This is a genomic window from Mesomycoplasma lagogenitalium, from assembly GCF_029854295.1.
Taxonomy (GTDB): domain Bacteria; phylum Bacillota_I; class Bacilli_A; order Mycoplasmatales; family Metamycoplasmataceae; genus Mesomycoplasma_A; species Mesomycoplasma_A lagogenitalium.
This window is the reverse complement of record NZ_CP122979.1, coordinates 336,849-356,870: the sequence shown is the minus strand read 5'-3', so window position 1 is coordinate 356,870 and position 20,022 is coordinate 336,849. Positions and strand designations below refer to the sequence as shown.

Below are 20,022 nucleotides of genomic sequence, written 5' to 3'. Positions count from 1 at the left end.
TCCCTTAAATTAATTTATCTTTTCAATTGATTTATGATTTTTCATTATATTTTTAACTTCATTTGTTTTATAAAACTTAATTGTGGCAACTTCATCATTTATTTCTAAAACAATCCCTTCACCAAAAACAATATGATTAATAATGTCTCCAACAATTAGTGGAGAATTAGCATTTTCGTGTTTATAATTTAATTTACCTTCAGGATTTAATCTTGTAAAATTCAATAATTTCTCTGATTTTATCCCCATTTCAGAAACAAATCTCGAAGTTTGAGAACGAGTACCTAAATCAAAGTAATTTCCTCCCGAATCAGAAATAAATAATCTTTCTTTCGCCCTAGTTATAGCTACATATGCTAATCTTCTTTCTTCCTCAAGCCCCTCACTTTGAATAACACTTTTTTTACTTGGAAAAATTCCTTCAACCATTCCTACTAAAAAAACATTTTGAAATTCCAATCCCTTAGCACTATGGATTGTCATTAATGTAACTACTGAATTTAAAGAATTTTCATTAGAATCTTCATACATCAATGCAACTTCATTTAAATAATCAGTTAAATTTAATTCAGCATTTTTCGATTCTTTACTTTTTAAACTCTCATAAAAGCTAGCAATATTAACTTGTGCATCGTTTTTTTCAATTGGATTTTTAATTGATTGTAAATATTTGATTTTATCTAAAAATTTTTCTAAAACTAAAGAAATGGAATTTTTATTTTTAATCATCTTTCTTGCTCAATTAATATTATTTAAAAAATCAACCAATTCTTTTTTAATAGAATGACTTAAAGGTAGTTCAACAAAATCTTTTGAATTTTTATAGTCTTTTAAATTTACAAAATAATCGATTAAAGCATCAAATAAATTCATTTGCTTTTGATTTGCAAAATCGATCATTTTTTGCACGGCAACTGGACCAATTTTTCTTGAAGGCACATTAATAATTCTCATTAAACCAATTGTTGAACCATCATTAATAACTTTTAAATAAGAAATGACATCTTTAATAACTTTTTTATCAAAAAACTTTTGCCCACCGACTATTTGATAAGGAATATTTTCTTTAATTAATGCCTCTTCAAATTCTCTTGAATAAAAATTAGAACGATAAATAATTGCAATATTTTTTAACTGAACCTTTTTCTTTTTTAAATTGTTAATTTGAGTAACGACTCATCGTGCCTCTGCTTCAATATTAAAAGCATGAAAAAATTCGATTTCTTGCTCTCCCTCAATTTCAGTAAATAATTTTTTTGGCAATCTTTGTTTATTATGTTCAATTAAAGAATTGGCTGCAGATAAAATAATGTTAGTTGATCTATAATTTCTTTCTAATGTTACAGTAATTGCTCCTGGATAATATTTATCGAAATTTAAAATTAATTGAGGATCAGCTCCACGTCAAGTATAAATAGTTTGATCTGGATCGCCAACAATTGTTAAAATAGCACCATTGGAAGTTAAAATTTTAATTATTTCAAATTGTAAATCTGAAGTATCTTGAAATTCATCAACTAGAATTCTTGAATATTTTTTGCTTCATTTTTCCCTAACGCTAGGAAATTCCCGAAAAATTTTAACAGTAAAAATCATAAGATCATCAAAATCTAATGCTTTAATTTCTTCTAATTTTTTACAATATAAATCATAAACAGAATAAATAGTTTGATATTCTTCCTCTAATTCTTGTTCATTAATATCTTCTGGTTTTTTTTCTAAATTTTTTCATTTAGAAATATAATCTAAAACCGTTGAATAACTGAGATCTCGACTGGTTATATTTAATTTACGATAAATATTTTCTAAAATATTTTTTTGATCAGAAGGATCTAAAATATCGAAATTGGAAGAATAATCTTCTAATTTATTAATTTCTCTTCTTAAAATAAAATTACAAAGTGAATGGAAAGTGGAAATCATTGTATTTTTAGCTTTAATACCGACTAAATCAAAAATTCTTTCTTTCATTTCGTTTGTAGCTTTATTAGTAAAAGTAACTGCTAAAATTTTTTCAGCTTTAGCAATTCCGTTTTCAATAATATAAGCAATTTTTTTAGTTAAAACTCCCGTTTTACCACTTCCAGCACCAGCAATTATTCTTAAATGATTTTCATTAGCAACAACCGCTGCTTTTTGTTGAGCATTTAAATTTAATAATATTTTATTATTGATTTCATTTTTCATAATTATCTTCCTCTTCTTGCTGCCAAATTATGATTTCTCAATTTAAATTTTCGGGAGCTAAATTTATATCCACTTTTTTAACTTCTTGATTTTTATTTAAATAAACAGTTCTTGTTTCAGAATATAAATCAATTATTGAAATTTTAGTTTTAGAAAAACAAGTTAACATTAAAATCATTTCAATAATAATATTTAAATTCGCAATTGATAAAACTGTTCCAACTAAAAATTTTTCTAATGAATTAAATGTTTCAATTTCATTAATTTTATTTTTTAAAAGATTTTTATTTTCGATTAATTTTGATGCCAATGATGGCTGAATAAAAATTAAGAAAATAAAAAGAAAAATAATTCAGTTAATTGAAAAACACAATTCTTTTTTTAAAATATTGTTAAAAAAACTTTTTTTATTTTTAGTTGTACTTAATGAAATTACTTTAAGTCGCAATATTCATTTTCCAATTGTATAACCATTTGTGAAATATTGCATCATGACTTGTAATAAAAATATTAAAATGGCATTAATAAAAAATCAAATATAATAAAGTATCTGATAGTATTTTCCATCATCAATAACATAAAACAAAAACCACGTTATAAATAACGAGATACATAAAAAAATTATGGCATCAATAATTCCTGAAAGGGTTCTAATTCAAAAACCGGCTATTTTTTTCAATTAAAATTTTCCTTGTAATGAGTTTCATTTTGATGGTGGTAAAGAATTTGTTACTAATTTACTTTCATCAGTATTTAAAAATATATATTTATTAACTGATGTAATTAAATTAAATTCTTCTTTTCTCATAATTTTAAGTTTATCGTAGTATTTTAAAACTAGTGGAGAAAATTGTTCTTGATGTCTTAATAATCTTTTTAAAAGCGATTTTTTAGTTACTCCTAAAATTGTTGGAACAAATACTTGTAAATGAAATAATTTAGCATATGCTATTTCTTCTAAAAAATCTGGTTTATTTTCTTTTGTAAAAATTTCGATGTTTTTTCAATCTCTAATTATTTGAGTTGGATTATTAATGCTAATGTCATTATTTCATTCATTAACAATCACTTCATCGATATAAACATAAGTTTGAAAATATAAAATGGTTTTATAAACAATGTCAATTAAATATTTGGTATTAGCATCTTTAAAAGTTTTATTTTTAATTATTTCAATAAATTTTTTACGGTTATAAAATTTATTGAAAATTGTCGGAAAGGTAAATGCTACAACTTTTTTATCTTCTTGAATATTAAAAAGTTGTTTTTCCTCTATTCTTTTTCGAGGTTCTAATTTAAAAAATCCTTTAAACTTAGGTTTAAACTCCAAAATATCAGGAGTATATTCTTTTTCATATTCTAAAAATTTTTGAACAAACACATCCTTTAAATTTGTTTCAGGATAAACAACGATAAAATATTGACCAGTTGCTAAATGAAGCATCTTAAAAATATTTTTCACTACACTTTGCCTTCTTGTATTAAAAATAACTTTTAAACGGTTTTCAAAAATATTTTTATATTGTTCTAATAAGTTCATTTCATCTGTTGATGGAGTATTAACAGTAATCAAAACTTCATAATCATCATATTTTTGCAATAAACAAGAATCTAAAAGCGATTTTAGTTCGTTTTTTTGATTATAAGAAGGTACAATAATAGAAAGTTTCATTTTTCTCCTTTTACATTTTTAAATTATTTGGTGTTCTAGGAAATGGAATAACATCACGGATATTATCAACCCCTGTAACATACATAATTAATCTTTCAAATCCTAGTCCAAAACCTGCCGATCCCGAATCGCCAAATCTTCTTAAATCTAAATATCATTTTAAATCATCAGCCGGAATTGAAAGTTCATTAATTCGATTTAATAATTTATCATATCTCGATTCTCTTTGTGAACCACCAATTAATTCACCTATTCCTGGAACTAGTAAATCAAAAGCAGCCACTGTTTTATTATCATCATTTTGATACATATAAAATGCTTTAAAATCCTTTGGATAATTAATAACAGCAACTGGACCATTAAACAATTTTTCAGCAAGATATTTTTCATGTTCTGTTGCTAAATCCAAACCAAATTCAATGTTTTTTTCTTCGAATGTATCTTTAACTTTTTTAAGTTCTTCAATTGCTTGTTTATAATCAATGATTGATAATTTTTTATTTAAAAATAAATTTAATTTTTCTCTTAAATTACTGTCATAATTTTTTTCTAAAAAGTCAAATTCCAATTTGTTAACTACTAATGTTTTAGAAATAACTTCTTTAAGCATTTGATCAGCAAGTAAAATAATGTCATTTAATTTATAAAATGCAACTTCTGGCTCAACCATTCAAAATTCAGCTGCATGTTTTTTAGTATGTGATTTTTCAGCTCTAAAAGTTGGTGCAAAAGTATAAACTTTTTGCATTCCAATTGCATATGCTTCAGCATGCAATTGTCCTGTAACTCCTAAAGTGGCTTTTTTGCCAAAAAAATGTTCTTTACTTTCATCATCAACAACGAATGTCTCTCCAGCACCTTCACCATCGTTTGATGTAATAATTGGTGAAGAGACATATAAAAAATTATTTTTAGCGAAAAAGTTATGTATTTCTAAAGCTAAAGTTGAACGAATTAGCATTACCGCTTTAATTAATCTGGTTCTATGCCTTAAATGCGGAATTTCTCTCAAAACTTCCATTGAAATTTCTTTCTTTTGAATTGGAAAATCTTCATCAGTATTTTTTAAAAGTTCAAATGAAATAGCGTGTAATTCAACACTTTGTTTAGCATCAGGGGTGTATTTTAATAATCCGGTAATTGAAATAGATGCACCTTCTCTTGCTTTATCAACAATTTCCAAATCAATATTCTCTTTTTTAAGAACTACTTGTAAATTAGCCACTGTGGAACCATCATTTAATTCTAAAAATTTAATGTTTAAATTTCCTCTTAAACTAAAAATTCATCCGCTAATTGAAATTTTTTGTCCATCATAGTCATTTGCATTTAAAATTATTTGTTTAATTGTCATAATAAATAACCTCTTTATATTTTATATATAAATTTTACTATAAAATCAAAATTTAAAATTTTAAATTTATAAAATGGCATAATTTGAATTATTTACCTTATTAAAGTAAATTAAAGCTAAATTTTATAAAAAAATAAAAAACGGATTTATCGAAAAAGATAATCCGTTTTTTGATTTTAATTTAGTATTTTAACCTTCATTAAAATTCTTTTATTACATAATTCATTTCTATTTGTTGCATGAACAACTGCAGTTGCATGACATTTGGCATGAACATTTTGAACATGTGTTCATTGAGCATTTTTTATGTTCCATAAGCACCTCCTATTTTTTGTTCAAAATAATTATATATAATTTAAATTGATAAATATACAAATATGTAAAAATTGTAAAATTTAATTTTTTTTCATTTTTGAGCTAAAAAAATATAAAAAAATCATTTTTTTGTTATATAATACACCTTTTTTTAAAATTAATAAAAAAAATGCAATTACTTTGCATTTTTCATTGAGCGCATAACTGCTTTAATTTGTGTTTCGGATGCTTTTCTTCCCATTTGTAAAAACATTGCTCTAATCATTTTTTCATTAATTGGCGGATTTTCTTTTAATTGCTTTTCAAACATTTTTTTCGAAACTATCATTCCAATAATTCCTCCAGCAATAAATAAAATGATAGCTACTGCTATTACAATTCCAATTCATCCGCCTAAACCTACTCCACCAGCTTCGTGCACGATATTTTGGGTTGTTTCATTAAAATTTTTTAACATTTTTCTCCAATCTTAAATAATTATACTTTATTTTAAAGTTAATACTATTAAATTTTCAATATGATATGTTTTAGGAAACATATTGAAAATTTCAATATAATCAATTTGATAATATTGTTTTAATTTAGCTAAATCACTAGCTTGAGTCGCTACATTACAAGATAAATAAATAATTTTATTAGGCAATAATCTTATTAACTGATTTAAAACCTCTTTTTTCAATCCTGTGCGATCAGGATCGACAACAACTGTGGATTTTAATTCTTTTTCTCTTGCTAAAAATTTCGATACTTCTTCATTAACAATTTTTAAGTTATTTAAATTATTTATTTTTTTGTTATAAAGTGCATCTTTATATGAATTTTTATTTATTTCAACTGCTATTACTTTTTGTGCCTTTTTAGTTAAAAAACTACTAATTGTTGCTATTCCTGCATATAAATCGTAAACAACTTGTTCATCTTCATCAATAAAATCTAAAATTTTTTGATAAATTTTTAATGCTACTTCTTTATTAACTTGATAAAATGAACCAATGGATACTTTAAAAACCAAATCTTCCATTTGATCATATGTATATAAATTATCAGTTTTTTTGCCTTCAATTAAAGTGTTTAGTTTTCTAATTATAATTTTGCCTTTTTTATCTGTTTTAGGAATAATATCAGTTAACAAAAAGTCATTTAAATAGTATATTTCATTAGAATTTTTCTTTTTTAATCCGCCATCAAATAAAGTAATTTTATTTCTATAGCGATATTCTTTTTCCCCTTGAAAATAATTAATATTTTTATCTTCTAAATCAATTTTAGCAATTTGTTTGAAAATTGATTTTAAAGTATAAATTTTATATTCCTTTTCTGCTTGCAAATTCATATGCATTAGTTCATATCCGCCAATAAATTGATAATTTTCTGGTAAATTATCAATTCTATTATTAGATTTTTCAATAATTTTTACAGCAGTTCCTTTATAATAATTTTTTTCTTGGCTAATCACTTTAAATTCTACAATTTCATTTAATATTGTAAAAGGCAAATAAATTGGTTTATGATTATAAATTCCAACCCCTTCACCCTTTTGATTATAAAATAAAATTTTAGTTAAATTTTGCATTCACTTTTTCCTTGATTTCTTGAATAATTAAATCTTTATTAATTAATCAATTAAGTTTTTTGATTTTCATCAATTGGTATCCGCTAGTTTTTAAATAGTTATTTTTATCTTTAAATAAAATATATTCTTCATAACTAGAATAATTTGAATAATCATCTAGTAAAAATCCAAGTAAATAATTATCAAATTGATCAACAATTGCTAAATCGATTTTTTTACTTCCAATTGAATAATTAGTAATTGTTTTTAGTGAATAATTTTCAAAAAAGTCGCTATTATTTAATACTTTTGCAATTTCAAGTGCAAATTCAGAAACAGGAATATCTTTTCGTTTCTTTTTCACTGCTTCATTTTCTAAAGTTAAATAATTTGTCTTTTCTTGATTAGATAATTCTAAAAACAATAATCAGTTTCTAAATAATAAAATATCATCATTAACATTTCAAGTTTCTATTTCTTCAGCTTTAATTGATTTAATAACAATGATTTTATCTCTAGCACGAGAAATAGCAACATTTAATGCATTTTTACCACCTGGTCTAGAAACATATGTATTATATAATGAAGTGGTTTTATCATAAGTTACTGAAACAATTAATAAATCTGCTTCATCCCCTTGAATATTTTCAATATTTTTTAATAATACTTTTTCACTATTAATTGCTTCTTCCAATTCTGTATGATTATGAAAAATTAAATTTTCAATAAGTTCACGTTGCGGAGTGTTAAAAGTTAAAAGAATAATTTTATTATAATCATTTAAATTTTCTTTTAACTTTTCAATTGCAAATTCTGCTTCAACTTTATTTGATTTATCTTCTCATTTTCCATCTACTTGAAATACTTCAATTGGATCAATTTTATTAGCATTAAATTTATCTATAACATCAAGTTGCGACTCATAAAAATGTTTAGAAGAAAAAGTCATTAGTGCAGCAGAATTAGAACGATAATTTTTATCTAATAAAATACTGTAAACACCTTTAAAAACAGCATAATTTAAAATTGATTCAATATTTCCCAGTTCAATATCTTCAACATCACTACGAACCGAAAACCAATTTGTAGGTTGCATTTGTTTATCATCTCCAGCTAAAACTTTGATTTTACCTAAATATAAAATAGGGAAGGCTTTTTCAATAAAAATTTGCGATGATTCATCTAAAATTACATAATCAAATTCATTTTTATTTCACTTACTTAATTCTGTATCAACAGAAGAAATGATTATAGGAAAAAGTTCTTTAATAATTTTTTCATGTTCTAAAACAAATTTATAAGGATCGCGATGTTTTGTTCTAGCAGCTATTACAAATTTAAAATAAAGTTTTTTCATTTCTTTATCAAAATTATCAATTTTTTTAAATAATCTATAAAAAACAAAGTTTCTAATTGAATCTTCGTCGCTAACTTCAACCTTTTGATCTTTAAAAACAAATTCATAAAAATCATTAATATCTTTTAAGCTATCTAAAGAAATATTTTCAATTTTCTCTGTTATGGTATAAATATCACCTTTAAAATTGGCTAAATCATTAAAAATTATTTGTGCATCATTTTCAGTTTCAGGACTAAATTTTATAAATAATTTTTTTAATGGATTAATTTTTTTGTTAAGCTGAGATTCTAAAATAGCAAATTTTAGTTTTTTCATATTTTTAGGAATATTTTCAGCTTGCAAATGAATATTTTTGCTTAATTTATAAATTGATTCAATTGTTTTAATGGAAAAATTTTCAATATTTCTTTTTAAATAAGAATAACTATCTAAAATTTGTTCGTAATTTTCTAAATTATGAAATTTATTAAAAATGTCAATATATTGTTTTTCATCATCATAAATTACTTTTAGTGGCTCAGGATTTGCATCTTTTTGGAAATTTTCCAAAATCTCAATCAATTTAATTATCGGTTCATAAAAAGCCGATTTATTCATACTATTATCATTTAAAATAAATAAACAGAAAATTGATAGTTTATTCATACGACTTTTTAAAACATCTAAAGCCGCTTTTTTCTGAGAAACAACTAAGCCAGTTTTATTAAAGAAAATAATATTAGCAATAATGTTGGAAATTGTTTGAGATTTACCTGTTCCAGGTGGGCCTCATATAATTGTATTTTGTGTCATTGCTGAAACTGTTGCTTTATCTTGAGAAAAATTAGTTTTATTAATTTTTACAAAGTTAAATCTTTTTTCAAAAATAATATCATGAATTCTTTTGCGGTATTTATTTTTATTAAATTCCACTTCTAAAATCTCATCTAATTCATCATTTTCAATGATTTTTTCCATTATTTTTCTTTGGTGACTTCCAAATGAATTGAAAATTCCAAGCACCATTCCTTCATGAAATTGAATTCCTGTATTTATTTCATTTTCATTAATTTTTCGACAGTTGTTTTTAAAAGTCTTGATATTATAATTTGGTCAAACTTCTTTAATTGTTTTTTCCAATTCTCTTATAGAATAATTGGAAACATCGATGTCAATTTCAAATAAAAATCCAGCTTTTTCTAAAACTCAAACAAGTTTTTCATTAATTTTAATTTCTCCATCAGAAAATAAATATGCTTGTGAATTACTAATTTCAATGTTAACTTCTTTAAAAAATAAAGGAGCAAAGATTTTTCTTTTTTCAATTTCAACTGAAACAAAAAGCATTCCAATTTGCATTGGTCAAATATTTCTTTCACTATTAATATTTTTTGCTCTTGCTAAATATTTTTTTCACTTATAGTTATTTTTTTGAAACTTTTCTTGAAAATCATCAGAAATCTTTTTAATTTCGTTTTCAAAATCTAATTCTAAGCGTTTTTTATCTTCTTCAGTTAAAAAATGATTATGATTAGTGAAAAGGGTTTCTAATTCTTCAATGTTTTGTGCTTTTTTAACTTCCTTAGCAAGTTTTTTTAAATTCGCTTCTGCTAAAGGAATTTTAAATCTAGGGTTGTTATAAAGTTTTTCAAAACTTTTTTCATCTATTAAACGATATATATCAATAAAATCAAAATTATTTATATTAACAAATAATGAAGTATCAAATTTATCAATATAAAATAAATTATCTAAAATTCTTTTATAATTTTGTTTATTTTTTTTAGCTAATTCAAAATTTGTTTCCATATACTATTTTTCCAACTTTCTTTTTACTTCATTTGCTAAATGTTCTGCAACATTACCAACGATAATTTCAATATATTTGCTTGATACTAATGTTCCAGAAATTCCCTTCATATTTTGAACTTCATTAGCATTAACTTTTTTACTATCATTTAAATATAATTTAACTCTTTTATGTGAATTGGTTAAACTATCAATGTTTGTTTTTCCACCTAAATTTTCAATTAATTTATCTAAATCAACAACCATTTTAGTTGTTTTTGAAAGTTCATTTTCCTTATTATTTTTCGCTTTTTGCTTTCAGTATATTCATATAAATCCTAATGTGATTATAGTTAAAAAAACTATTAATATTTTATCTTTATTTTTCATTATTTCTCCTTGTGTTTTTCTAAAAGTACATATAGCATTACTCTTTTTATTCTGCTTGAAGTATAACGTCTAGAAGTGCATATTTCAACAAATTCTTCATAACTTTTTGCATCAATATTTTTTTTAAATAAATTTTCCATACCTTCTGAAATCATCGGATTTTTCGAAAGTTCACTGGCAGGTGTTTCTCTAACGATTTTTTGAAATTTCGCATAGTAATTTTCAATTCTATCAGGAAGAAAATTAAATTTCATTGGTGTATATTCGCTAACATCTTGGTTGGCAAAAATCATTTTTCTAATCAAAGAAGCTGAAGCAAATTGATTATTTGTTTCTTGAGAATGATAGGCAACTGTTCTTTTTAAAGTAAAGGGAGTAATTTTATAATTATTAAAAACTATTGCCTTTACATATTCTAAACCTAAAATATCATTGGGATAGATGATTTTTTCTCCCGTTAGTTCCGAAAGAGCTTTAGAACTAGCATTAGGAAATGAAAATCCATTTTTTAAATTTGCTTTTAATAATTTGTTGTAAACTTGCTCATTAAAATAAATTGTTTCAGCTATTTTAATTAAATTATTAACATCATTGCTTTCGCTACCAAAAATAATTTTATCAATTTTTAAATCGTTAATTATTTTTAGTGCGCCTGATGCAAAAATGTGTGCAGCCTGAGTTGCATATTCAAAAGGAAGTTCAACAACATAATCAGCACCATATTCTAGTGCTATTTTTTTTCTCTGTTCGAAACTAGCGACTGCCATTTCGCCTCTTTGAACATATTTTCCAGATAAAATTACAAAAATTTTATCATTAGGAAAATTTTTTTTAACATATTCCAGTTGATAAATATGACCATTATGAAATGGGTTGTATTCCGCTATTATTGCTATTGCCATAATTTAATTTTATTAAATTAATAAAAAAAGCAGAATAAATTTTTTATTTTTTTTATTCCACTTTTGATGTATTAAATAATCCTGTTGTTTCAATTACCGGTTCAAGTGATATTCATATTTTAGGATCTATTTGTTTTAAATGTCTTAAAATCGGCTTTACTTCCAATAAAAGCGTTATTGTTTGTACTTTATAAATATCATTTCCTGTATATCCTGAAGTTCCTTTTCAAATACTATATGAATGTCAATAGTTAATATTTTTTAAATGTGCAGAAATTTTTTCTGGTTCAGTTGTATAAATTGAAATGCAAACTTTTTTATATTTAGGATAAATTATATTCACTATTGAAGAGGTCATAAAAATATAAATTAAAGTTGATATTAATTGAACACCAAATAATCGATAAATTTTACCACTACCAATATTAAATGCACCTAGTGAACCAAAAATTATCAACGAAGAAAAGGCAATTGAAATTGAAATAATAAACAAAAGTCTACCTATTGGTTTTTTCTTTTTAGTAGAATAAAAATAAGAAACAATATCAGTTCCACCTGTTGAGCCTCCGAATTTTCAAGCTATGCCAATTGAAAAACCAACTAAAATTGAACCTAGTACAGAATAATAAATTATTGGTAATAGATCGTCATTTGCGAGTAAAACTTGATCAATATTTCATGATGATTTTATAGATATATGATAAACAAAGAAATTATGAATATTTCCTCATTCTCCTATTGGTATCATAAAAAATAATGCTCACAAATTTTGAAAAATAATTCATAAAAGTGTTAAATACAAAAAACTTTTTTTAATTTTTTTTCAAAAAATAATAAACATAGGTAAATTAAGTCCAAAATACATTAAAGTAAAATATGGAGCCGTTGAAGGGGCGATATAAGTAATAAGTGTTGGAATAGCTGTTAAACCCGAAGGAATGGTTTTGGATTGAAATAAAACAATAGAAATTCCAAAAGAAAAAATAAATGACGAAATAAGCATCATAAAAATTGAAAATGGTCTTTTTTTAATTATTTCAATTAAATTTTTTGGCTGATTTTGATTTTCAATATTAATTATTTCTTTAGAAATTGCATCGAAATTTATTTTTTTCCCAAATTTTAAATTTTTCTCTCTTTTTTTAAGTTCTTTTATCTCTGAACAATCTTTTTGACAATTTTCTTTATTTTCCATAGTAACTCTCTTTTGCTGATATAAAATAAAATTTTATATTATTTTGTTTTAAATATATTCAAAAAAGTTAAAAAAAAATAAAATTTAATATTTTGATATTTATTAAACATTTTTAATTATTTTTTAAAAATTTTGCTTTTATATATTTGAAAAATTTTATATATTTAAATAACAAGATTTTTAAAATAGGAGGGATAAATGATTATAGGAATAAGCGGAATGATTAGTAGTGGAAAAAGTACATTAACTACTAATTTAGTAAAAAAATTTGACAATTCTGAAATGCTTTTAGAATTTAACGAAAACGATGAAGTTTTCAATACATTTTTAAGGTGATTTTATGAGCAAAAAGAAAATTTAACCATTGGTTTTCAAACATATATTATCGAAAACCATTCAAGTATTTTTGTTAAAAAAATTAGCGAATTTCACGAAAAAAACAAAAAAAACAAAGTAAAGGGACACTTTTTTTTAGATCGTTTTTCTTTAGAACATTATATATTTGCTAAGATAAATTTGGCACATAAAGAAGAAAAATATATGAGAGCATATGATTTAGCTTTCAAAGAGCTTATAACAGAAAGTGAATTACCTGATTTAGCAATTTTTCTTGATTTAAATTTTGAAACATTTAAAAAACGCTTTTTTAAAAGAGATCGTTCTGTTGAGACTGATAATTGAGAAAAAAATAAAAATTATTTTGAAACTTTATATAAAAATTACAAAAGCATTTTTATTCAATTATGTAAAGATTACAATTTAAAATATGAAATAATTGATACTAACAATTTAACTGAAGAACAAGTGCAAAAAGAAGCGGAAAAAATTATCAATTATTATGCAAGCAAAAACGAAACTAATAATTAAACTAAATTAATAAAAAATAGACCGTTTATTTTAGATGGTCTATTTTTTTAATTGTTTAATGAGCGTGATTGTGATAATGAGATCCATTTTCATTATCTATATTAATATTATTATTTATTATTTTTATATCACTTTCATATAAATTAAATGAAAGTAAAAGTAAAGTTATTATCATTGCCAAAGCTAAAAAAATTAATGTCAAATATCACTCTTTTTTTGATTTATTTCTTAAATGAATAAATTCATAAATAAATTCAGTAATTACAACAAAAACTAATATCGTTCCTGCTGTTGATTTAATTAAAGGAATTAATCATCAACCAGAATTTATAATTGAATTTAAAAATGCACCAATAAACATTGATAAAATAAATAATGATACAATTGATAGATTATAAATAATTGCTCTTTGTTTTGATTGTTTATATTGAATTTGCCGGTAATAAATTATTAATAGTTCAACTAGCAAGAGAAAATTGAATGTAATCAATAAACTAATGTTCATTGATTTATTTACTGATACATTAGCAATAATTGTCCCTAAAATAAAACCAGAAATTATTTTATAACAACCAAATAATAAAACTGTTAATACTGATGATTTATTTTTTGTTATCTGATCATTATTTTTTTGTAAATTGCTTTTTTTATTTAATATAAATTTTAAATAAATAAATCTAATTAAAAACATTAATATAATTCCAAATAATGAACCGCTTGCAACAATAATCATTATTATAAATTGTTCTAATGAACTATTATTTGTAAATAACTGATTTTTATGAATAACAAATTCTAAATCAAAATAACTATCTTTTAAAAAACCAACCGTAGCAACAATTAATAACATTCCTGAACTAATTGCATATAAATAAATATTGGATGTGTTTTTGATTTTAGGTTTAATAATTATTATTAAAAAAAATAAACACATTGGAATTATTAATAAGATGGTTGAAAAAATTAACAAGTTTATAAAAACAGTTAAATAGTAATTATTTGCAAAATCTTCTAATTTATAAAACATACTTTCCTTTCTACAAATTTCTAAATTCTACCATCAAATAATTTAATCAATAGCCATTACTTTTAGTTAAAATTTCAAAATTTTCCATTGAACTAGTAATAGCGATTTCAATTGTTTGCTGAGAATAAATGTTGCTGCTTGTGTGATACATAATGTTATGTCTAATTTCTTGAAATGGCTTTAAAAAAATCTTTTTATTAGCTGATGTGGTTCAAATTTCATTAGGAATAGAAATAATTTTTATATCTGTGACTTGATCATTTTTATCTTTAATTAGCTTAAAACTTAAACTTGTGAAAAAATAATCATTTAAACGAATGTAAAAACTTCCAATTTCTGATGAATGATGATCGTTCATTATTTCAATTGAATCTGCTTCTTTAGTGAGTTTACTAAATTTTTCAAAACCTGAAAAATTATGTTCAATTTTCTTTTTATTATCCAAAAATTCTTGAGAGTGCTGTCATTTACTATTTGTTTTTTCAATAATTTGATTTAAAGAATCATTAACATTTAAATATTGGTATGAAAATTGGTGTAAGTTAGTAAAATATCAATATCATTTTTCTTTTAAAAATTCATTAAAATCGTGTCATTGTTTAGAATTAAAAATTTCATTTAAATTTTCAGTTGTTGGTTGATTTTGATATTGTCGTAATTTTCAATTAAAATCATTAGCAATTTTTGTTAAAAACATTCTTTGTTCATTATCGATTGTTTGTTTATCTTTAAATTCACGAATATATTGTTGATTATTATTAAAAATAGTGTTAATAAAGCTATTAAGAGTAATTTTTTCTTGCTTACGAATAATATTATCTTTAAAAATAACTTCCTTTTCATTTACAAAATTGTAAGAAGAGCAACTAGTAGTTATTATTGATAAAAAACTAGCACAAGTGGCATTTGTTATTAAAAATAGTTTAAATTTATTTTTCATAATTTTTTTTATGCTCTTTCAATTTTTGAAAATAAAACTCTTCTAAATTACTATTTTTTAAAAAAGGACCTGAATAAATAATATCTCCTAGATGAATAATTGTTACATAATCAACAAATCTACTAATTTCAAATAATTCATGAGTTGAAATAAAAATGGTGTTTCCTAGCTCTTTATAACTATTTAAAATTTCAAATAATTCCCTTCTTGCTAAAGGATCTAAATTGGCTGTCGGCTCATCCATAATTAAAATTTTAGGATCGTTAATTATTGACTGTGATAATAACACTTTCTTCTTTTGTCCGCTAGAAAAATTAAATGGCTTTAAATCTTTTAATTTTTCTAATTTAAATTGTTTTATTAATTTATCGACCTTTTCACTTGCTTCTTGCTTATTATAATTTAATAGTGCAAATGCATATAAATAATCTCAAGTAGTGAAAAATGGTGGAAATTTAGGATGTTCGGGAATATAACCAATTAAAGATTTGGCACTTGCATTTGTATTTAAAATACCGTTAATTAAAATCTCGCCTTGAAATTTTGAATAAGCATTAACAAGCGATTTGATCGTAGTGGTTTTTCCAGAACCATTTGAACCTATAAAAGCATGAAATTTGCCTTCATAAATATCAAAACTAATATTTTTTATTCCTGATTTTTGATCATTATACAATTTAGTTAAATTTTTAATTTCTACAATTTTTTTCATTATTTAAAATCCTTATTTTTATAAATATAATAGACAACTATTGCTAAAATTATAGTAATTGATGATCAAAAAATAACTAAATTGTAATTGGCTAATGTATCAACATTTCTTTCAATTTGATAAACATTTGAAACTTTTGCAAATAATTGAACATTATCATCAGAAATTAATTTTACCCTTGCTTTTAAGTTATTATCAATTCCCGAATCGTTTGTTCCTTGCATCGTTTCAGGAACAATTGCTTCTAGTGTTGGAATATAAGCGCTATAACCACCAATTTGATAATTTCTAATTTCTCCATCCGCCATTGATATAGGAACTAAAAATCTTTGTTGTTGATATTGATTATTTGAATTTAAATTATTTGCATTTACTAACGATTTAAATAATTGCGAATTGGCATCAAAATAAAAAATATAATAGAAAATTGCTGTATAAATGTAAATTTGCTTTTCATAATCTAAAATATTAATTTCAGAATTAAATAATTGTTTATTTGCTAAATCAACTAAAAAGGTTAAAGTTTTAATTTCAGCTTTTATTAAATCAATAAACTGACTATAACTTAAATTATTATCTAAATTATTTTCAACTATTTTTTTAATTTGTAAATCAAAATTTGAATTTCTAATAATTCAATCAATAATTGGTCATTTTAATTTACCAGCAAAATCTTGTACAGAAGTAAAACCGTAAGAATCTTGTGGTAAACTAGTTTTGGTTTCAGCTTTTTCTCAAGCATAAATAATGTCGTTAGTTGCTCAATTTTCTTGAGCATAATTAACATTATCAGTAATTAAAGGAGCATTTGGAACTAAATAAAAAGTTCCGTTTTTATCTTGAAATTGATTTAACATTGAATTTTTTGTTAGTTTATAAGTATATCTTGTATCATCATTTTTAGAATAATTAATAATATTATTTAAAAAATGAGAAGCAACTATTTTTTTATGATTAAAATAATCGGTTCCATAATTAGAATTTAAAATTCCAAAGGCATATGGAGCACTTGTTCAACCCAGAATTTGTGAAGCAATTGCATTATTTTTAGTTGAATTAAAATAATTATTTAAATTATTTTCAAATTCTAATAATTTCTTTTCTCGCTTTTCTTTTTCGCCTATTTGATCATTATTAATATTAAATAAATTTGAAGTTTCATCACGAGAGACAATTAAATATGAATCATTCATTTTCTTTGTTGCAAAAGCATAAGGTTTTATTTCATGAAAATTATTATTTAAATGTTTTGAAAAACTATTGATAGTAGTTTGCGAAAAATAACTAGAAAAATTTCCTATTAATAATAATGGTGTAAAAATTAAGCTTGTAAAAGCAATGGCAAACCGACGTGATACTTTGGAAGCGATAATTGCAGCTATTAATGCAAAAAGCATAAAGCAAAGAAAATTTGTTATCAACGAACTAAAACTAATAATTAAATATAAAGATGAATCTATTATCTTAATGGAAGTTAATAATCCTAAAATAAAACTGAAGAAAATAACTATACAGTTAATAAAAGAGAAAATCAGTAAAACCAAAATTCTAGAAAAAATGATTTTTTGCCTTGAAATTGATTTAGAACTAAATAAAAGTTCTAATCCCTCGCTTTCCATACTTTTAAAAATGGTAATTGCTAAATTACTTCCATATACAGAACTAGCAAATAAAGAAAAGAAAATTGGTGCAATTAAAAATAATTTTGCTTGTTCTTGGCTATTAGCGATTTTAACTAGCATTGTTAAAATCATCATTATTAGTAAAACTACAATTAAAAAAGAAAAGGTAAATTTCTTTTTTAATAAATAAAATCATAGAAACTTAAAAAAATTTCATTTATTTTGATACTTCATCTTCTTCCTTTCATAAAAATCCTGCAATATAATATGGAATTAAATTTCCATATTCACCTTCAATAACATATCTTTTTCTTTGTGATAAATTTTCTACTGCATAACTATCAATATCAAATAAAGTAAAATAACGAGCAATATCAGCTAAAGCAAAAGTTTGTAGTTTTTTATTTTCAACATTTTGTAATACATAAATCTTTTTATTATCCATAAAAGTCATTTTTCTTACTATTTCATTAGTTTCGCTATCTAATTTTTGTGTCATTGTTAAAGTAAATAAACGGTTATTTACTTTAAGATAAAATATTTTATTAAAATATTTATAATCAAAATTAAAATTATCAAATCTTATATTTTTTCGATCCTCTAAACTATTTATTTCCTTATTATTAACCATAAATGGACTAACTTGAGATTTACCATTTTCATCTTCATAAGAGCGAGCTATAGTAAAAATTAATAAATCGTCAATTTTATTAGAATTAATTTTAGTAGTTCAAGGAACAAATGTTGAATATTTTAACCCAAAATCTCCACCTGTACCTACTTCTAAATCTGCTGTTCCAATAAACTCAAAATAATGCAATAAATATAACATCGTTAATCAGTTTTGATCTAATAAATCTAAAAAAGCATCTTTAAAATATTTATTTAACACATTTCGATTTTTCTTTTTATTAAATAAAGAAAAAATTAAATTATCTGTCGGAAAACTTGATGATTTAGGAATGCTATAATAGTTAAGAACTTTCACAAACTCTTTAACTGTTTTATTTACTTTTTCATCATCATAAATCTGATCATAAATAAATTGTTCTTTTTCCTTTTTTAATTCCGCTTCAGTTTTATTAATATAAGGACTATAAGCAAAATATTGATTTAATATTGTCTGAATATAATCTTGTTTTATAAACTCATTTTTATCTAATATATTTATTTTTTTGACATTATCATCAGTTTTTTCATAAACATTTTCATTTTTTAAATTAACTTTTTCATTTACTTTTACCGAACTTAAAACATAAGTTAAAATGTTGCCGTTTTTCTCTGTAAATTCTTGATAATTTTCTTGTGATTTATAAGCATTAGCAAAATCTTTTAATTTTACTTGTTTATTAATTGTCTGGTTTTTTGATACAACATAAATAGTTGGTTCAAAATAAGAAATTGCATCTTCTTTGTCTTGGCCTTCAATTTGATAATTTATAAATAATTCCTGATTTAAACAAACAATTGTTCCATCGCTATATTTAACTCAAATTTTACGATGATTAACTTTTTCTTTTTTTTCATCAATTAATTCAACATCAATATTATCAATATAATAATCTATTACTTGTGTGCTTAATTGATCTGAAATAATCAATTTTTCATTAGGATAAACTTCTTGAAATAATTTATTTGGATCAACCATAGGATCGCTATGTCTGAAAAAGCCAATTCAGTTAAACAAGTTTCGATGTTTTAACATAAAGTATCAATTTTTTACAATAAAATTTTTAAATTGCTTATAAGCATCACGATTATCTTGTTTACTAATTTTTTTATCAACATAAAGTCTGATATTTTTATCTAAATAAAAATTAACTCCGTTAAAATAATAAAAGTAGTATAAAAATGATGAAACATCATATTGAAAAAGATGTTCAAATCTTTCTTGAGAACTAATAAAACTTATTACTTCTTTTTTAAATTCCTCGTAATTAGAAATTTTGCGATTAAATGATAAAAAATCTGCACTAAGCTGATTAGTTAAATCACTTTTAAATAAATTTTGCGATTTTTTAACATCGATATTATTAATGATTTGTGAATTTTTTATAATTGTACTTTCATTATTTTGATTATCGCAAGCAATAAAATTTAGCGATAATGAAAATAATGCCATTGCTGTACAAAATATTTTTTTATTCATTGTTTCTTTCT

General features: G+C 23.0%; 16 protein-coding genes. 1 reads left to right on the top strand and 15 read right to left on the bottom strand.

The genetic code is table 4. The features are described from left to right. Positions 1-9: 9 nt before the first annotated feature. From QEG99_RS01615 to QEG99_RS01570, 10 genes are all read right to left on the bottom strand, one after another. Positions 10-2,187, bottom strand: coding sequence for an ATP-dependent helicase (locus QEG99_RS01615; RefSeq protein WP_280102266.1), 2,178 nt, complete (start codon positions 2,185-2,187; stop codon positions 10-12). Then, positions 2,168-2,680: an RDD family protein gene (locus QEG99_RS01610; RefSeq protein ID WP_280102265.1), complete on the bottom strand. Its 513-nt coding sequence runs from the start codon at positions 2,678-2,680 to the stop codon at positions 2,168-2,170. Before QEG99_RS01610 ends, QEG99_RS01615 begins: the two co-directional genes overlap by 20 nt. A 186-nt stretch (positions 2,681-2,866) precedes the next feature. Further along, positions 2,867-3,859 carry a glycosyltransferase family 2 protein gene (locus QEG99_RS01605; RefSeq protein WP_280102264.1) on the bottom strand — a complete coding sequence of 331 codons (993 nt, stop codon included), beginning with the start codon at positions 3,857-3,859 and terminating at the stop codon, positions 2,867-2,869. Positions 3,860-3,869: 10 nt separating this feature from the next. Beyond that, on the bottom strand, positions 3,870-5,213 hold the full coding sequence (gene asnS / locus QEG99_RS01600; protein ID WP_280102263.1) for an asparagine--tRNA ligase: 1,344 nt from the start codon (positions 5,211-5,213) through the stop codon (positions 3,870-3,872). A gap of 490 nt (positions 5,214-5,703) precedes the next feature. Beyond that, a complete protein-coding gene (locus QEG99_RS01595; protein ID WP_280102262.1) occupies positions 5,704-5,985 on the bottom strand; it encodes a YneF family protein in 282 nt (93 codons plus the stop codon). Positions 5,986-6,012: 27 nt separating this feature from the next. Beyond that, a complete protein-coding gene (locus QEG99_RS01590) occupies positions 6,013-7,101 on the bottom strand; it encodes a class I SAM-dependent RNA methyltransferase (RefSeq protein ID WP_280102261.1) in 1,089 nt (362 codons plus the stop codon). Continuing rightward, on the bottom strand, positions 7,085-10,228 hold the full coding sequence (locus QEG99_RS01585; RefSeq protein WP_280102260.1) for a DEAD/DEAH box helicase: 3,144 nt from the start codon (positions 10,226-10,228) through the stop codon (positions 7,085-7,087). The genes QEG99_RS01590 and QEG99_RS01585 overlap by 17 nt, the downstream gene beginning before the upstream one ends. A gap of 3 nt (positions 10,229-10,231) precedes the next feature. Beyond that, the gene (locus QEG99_RS01580) at positions 10,232-10,597 is read right to left on the bottom strand and encodes a PTS sugar transporter subunit IIB (RefSeq protein ID WP_280102259.1); all 366 of its coding nucleotides are present in this window, start codon (positions 10,595-10,597) and stop codon (positions 10,232-10,234) included. Then, positions 10,597-11,499 (bottom strand): nucleotidyltransferase, encoded by a 903-nt coding sequence (locus QEG99_RS01575; protein WP_280102258.1) that lies wholly within the window; start codon positions 11,497-11,499, stop codon positions 10,597-10,599. Before QEG99_RS01575 ends, QEG99_RS01580 begins: the two co-directional genes overlap by 1 nt. A 52-nt stretch (positions 11,500-11,551) precedes the next feature. Then, entirely contained in the window at positions 11,552-12,694 is a 1,143-nt protein-coding gene (locus QEG99_RS01570) for a YitT family protein (protein ID WP_280102257.1), read from the bottom strand. A 198-nt stretch (positions 12,695-12,892) separates the two neighbouring features. Here QEG99_RS01570 and QEG99_RS01565 point away from each other — a divergent pair, with 198 nt between their 5' ends. Next, positions 12,893-13,561: a deoxynucleoside kinase gene (locus QEG99_RS01565; protein WP_280102256.1), complete on the top strand. Its 669-nt coding sequence runs from the start codon at positions 12,893-12,895 to the stop codon at positions 13,559-13,561. A gap of 55 nt (positions 13,562-13,616) precedes the next feature. Here QEG99_RS01565 and QEG99_RS01560 read toward each other — a convergent pair whose 3' ends face one another. From QEG99_RS01560 to QEG99_RS01540, 5 genes are read right to left on the bottom strand one after another with little or no spacing between them, the layout of a single operon-like run. Further along, on the bottom strand, positions 13,617-14,588 hold the full coding sequence (locus QEG99_RS01560; protein ID WP_280102255.1) for a hypothetical protein: 972 nt from the start codon (positions 14,586-14,588) through the stop codon (positions 13,617-13,619). Between the two features lie 10 nt (positions 14,589-14,598). Then, positions 14,599-15,528: an aromatic motif membrane protein gene (locus QEG99_RS01555; protein ID WP_280102254.1), complete on the bottom strand. Its 930-nt coding sequence runs from the start codon at positions 15,526-15,528 to the stop codon at positions 14,599-14,601. Further along, entirely contained in the window at positions 15,518-16,240 is a 723-nt protein-coding gene (locus QEG99_RS01550) for an ABC transporter ATP-binding protein (RefSeq protein WP_280102253.1), read from the bottom strand. The genes QEG99_RS01555 and QEG99_RS01550 overlap by 11 nt, the downstream gene beginning before the upstream one ends. Beyond that, entirely contained in the window at positions 16,240-18,096 is a 1,857-nt protein-coding gene (locus QEG99_RS01545; RefSeq protein WP_280102252.1) for an ABC transporter permease, read from the bottom strand. The genes QEG99_RS01550 and QEG99_RS01545 overlap by 1 nt, the downstream gene beginning before the upstream one ends. Continuing rightward, positions 18,080-20,011 carry a hypothetical protein gene (locus QEG99_RS01540; RefSeq protein WP_280102251.1) on the bottom strand — a complete coding sequence of 644 codons (1,932 nt, stop codon included), beginning with the start codon at positions 20,009-20,011 and terminating at the stop codon, positions 18,080-18,082. Before QEG99_RS01540 ends, QEG99_RS01545 begins: the two co-directional genes overlap by 17 nt. Positions 20,012-20,022: the final 11 nt, after the last annotated feature.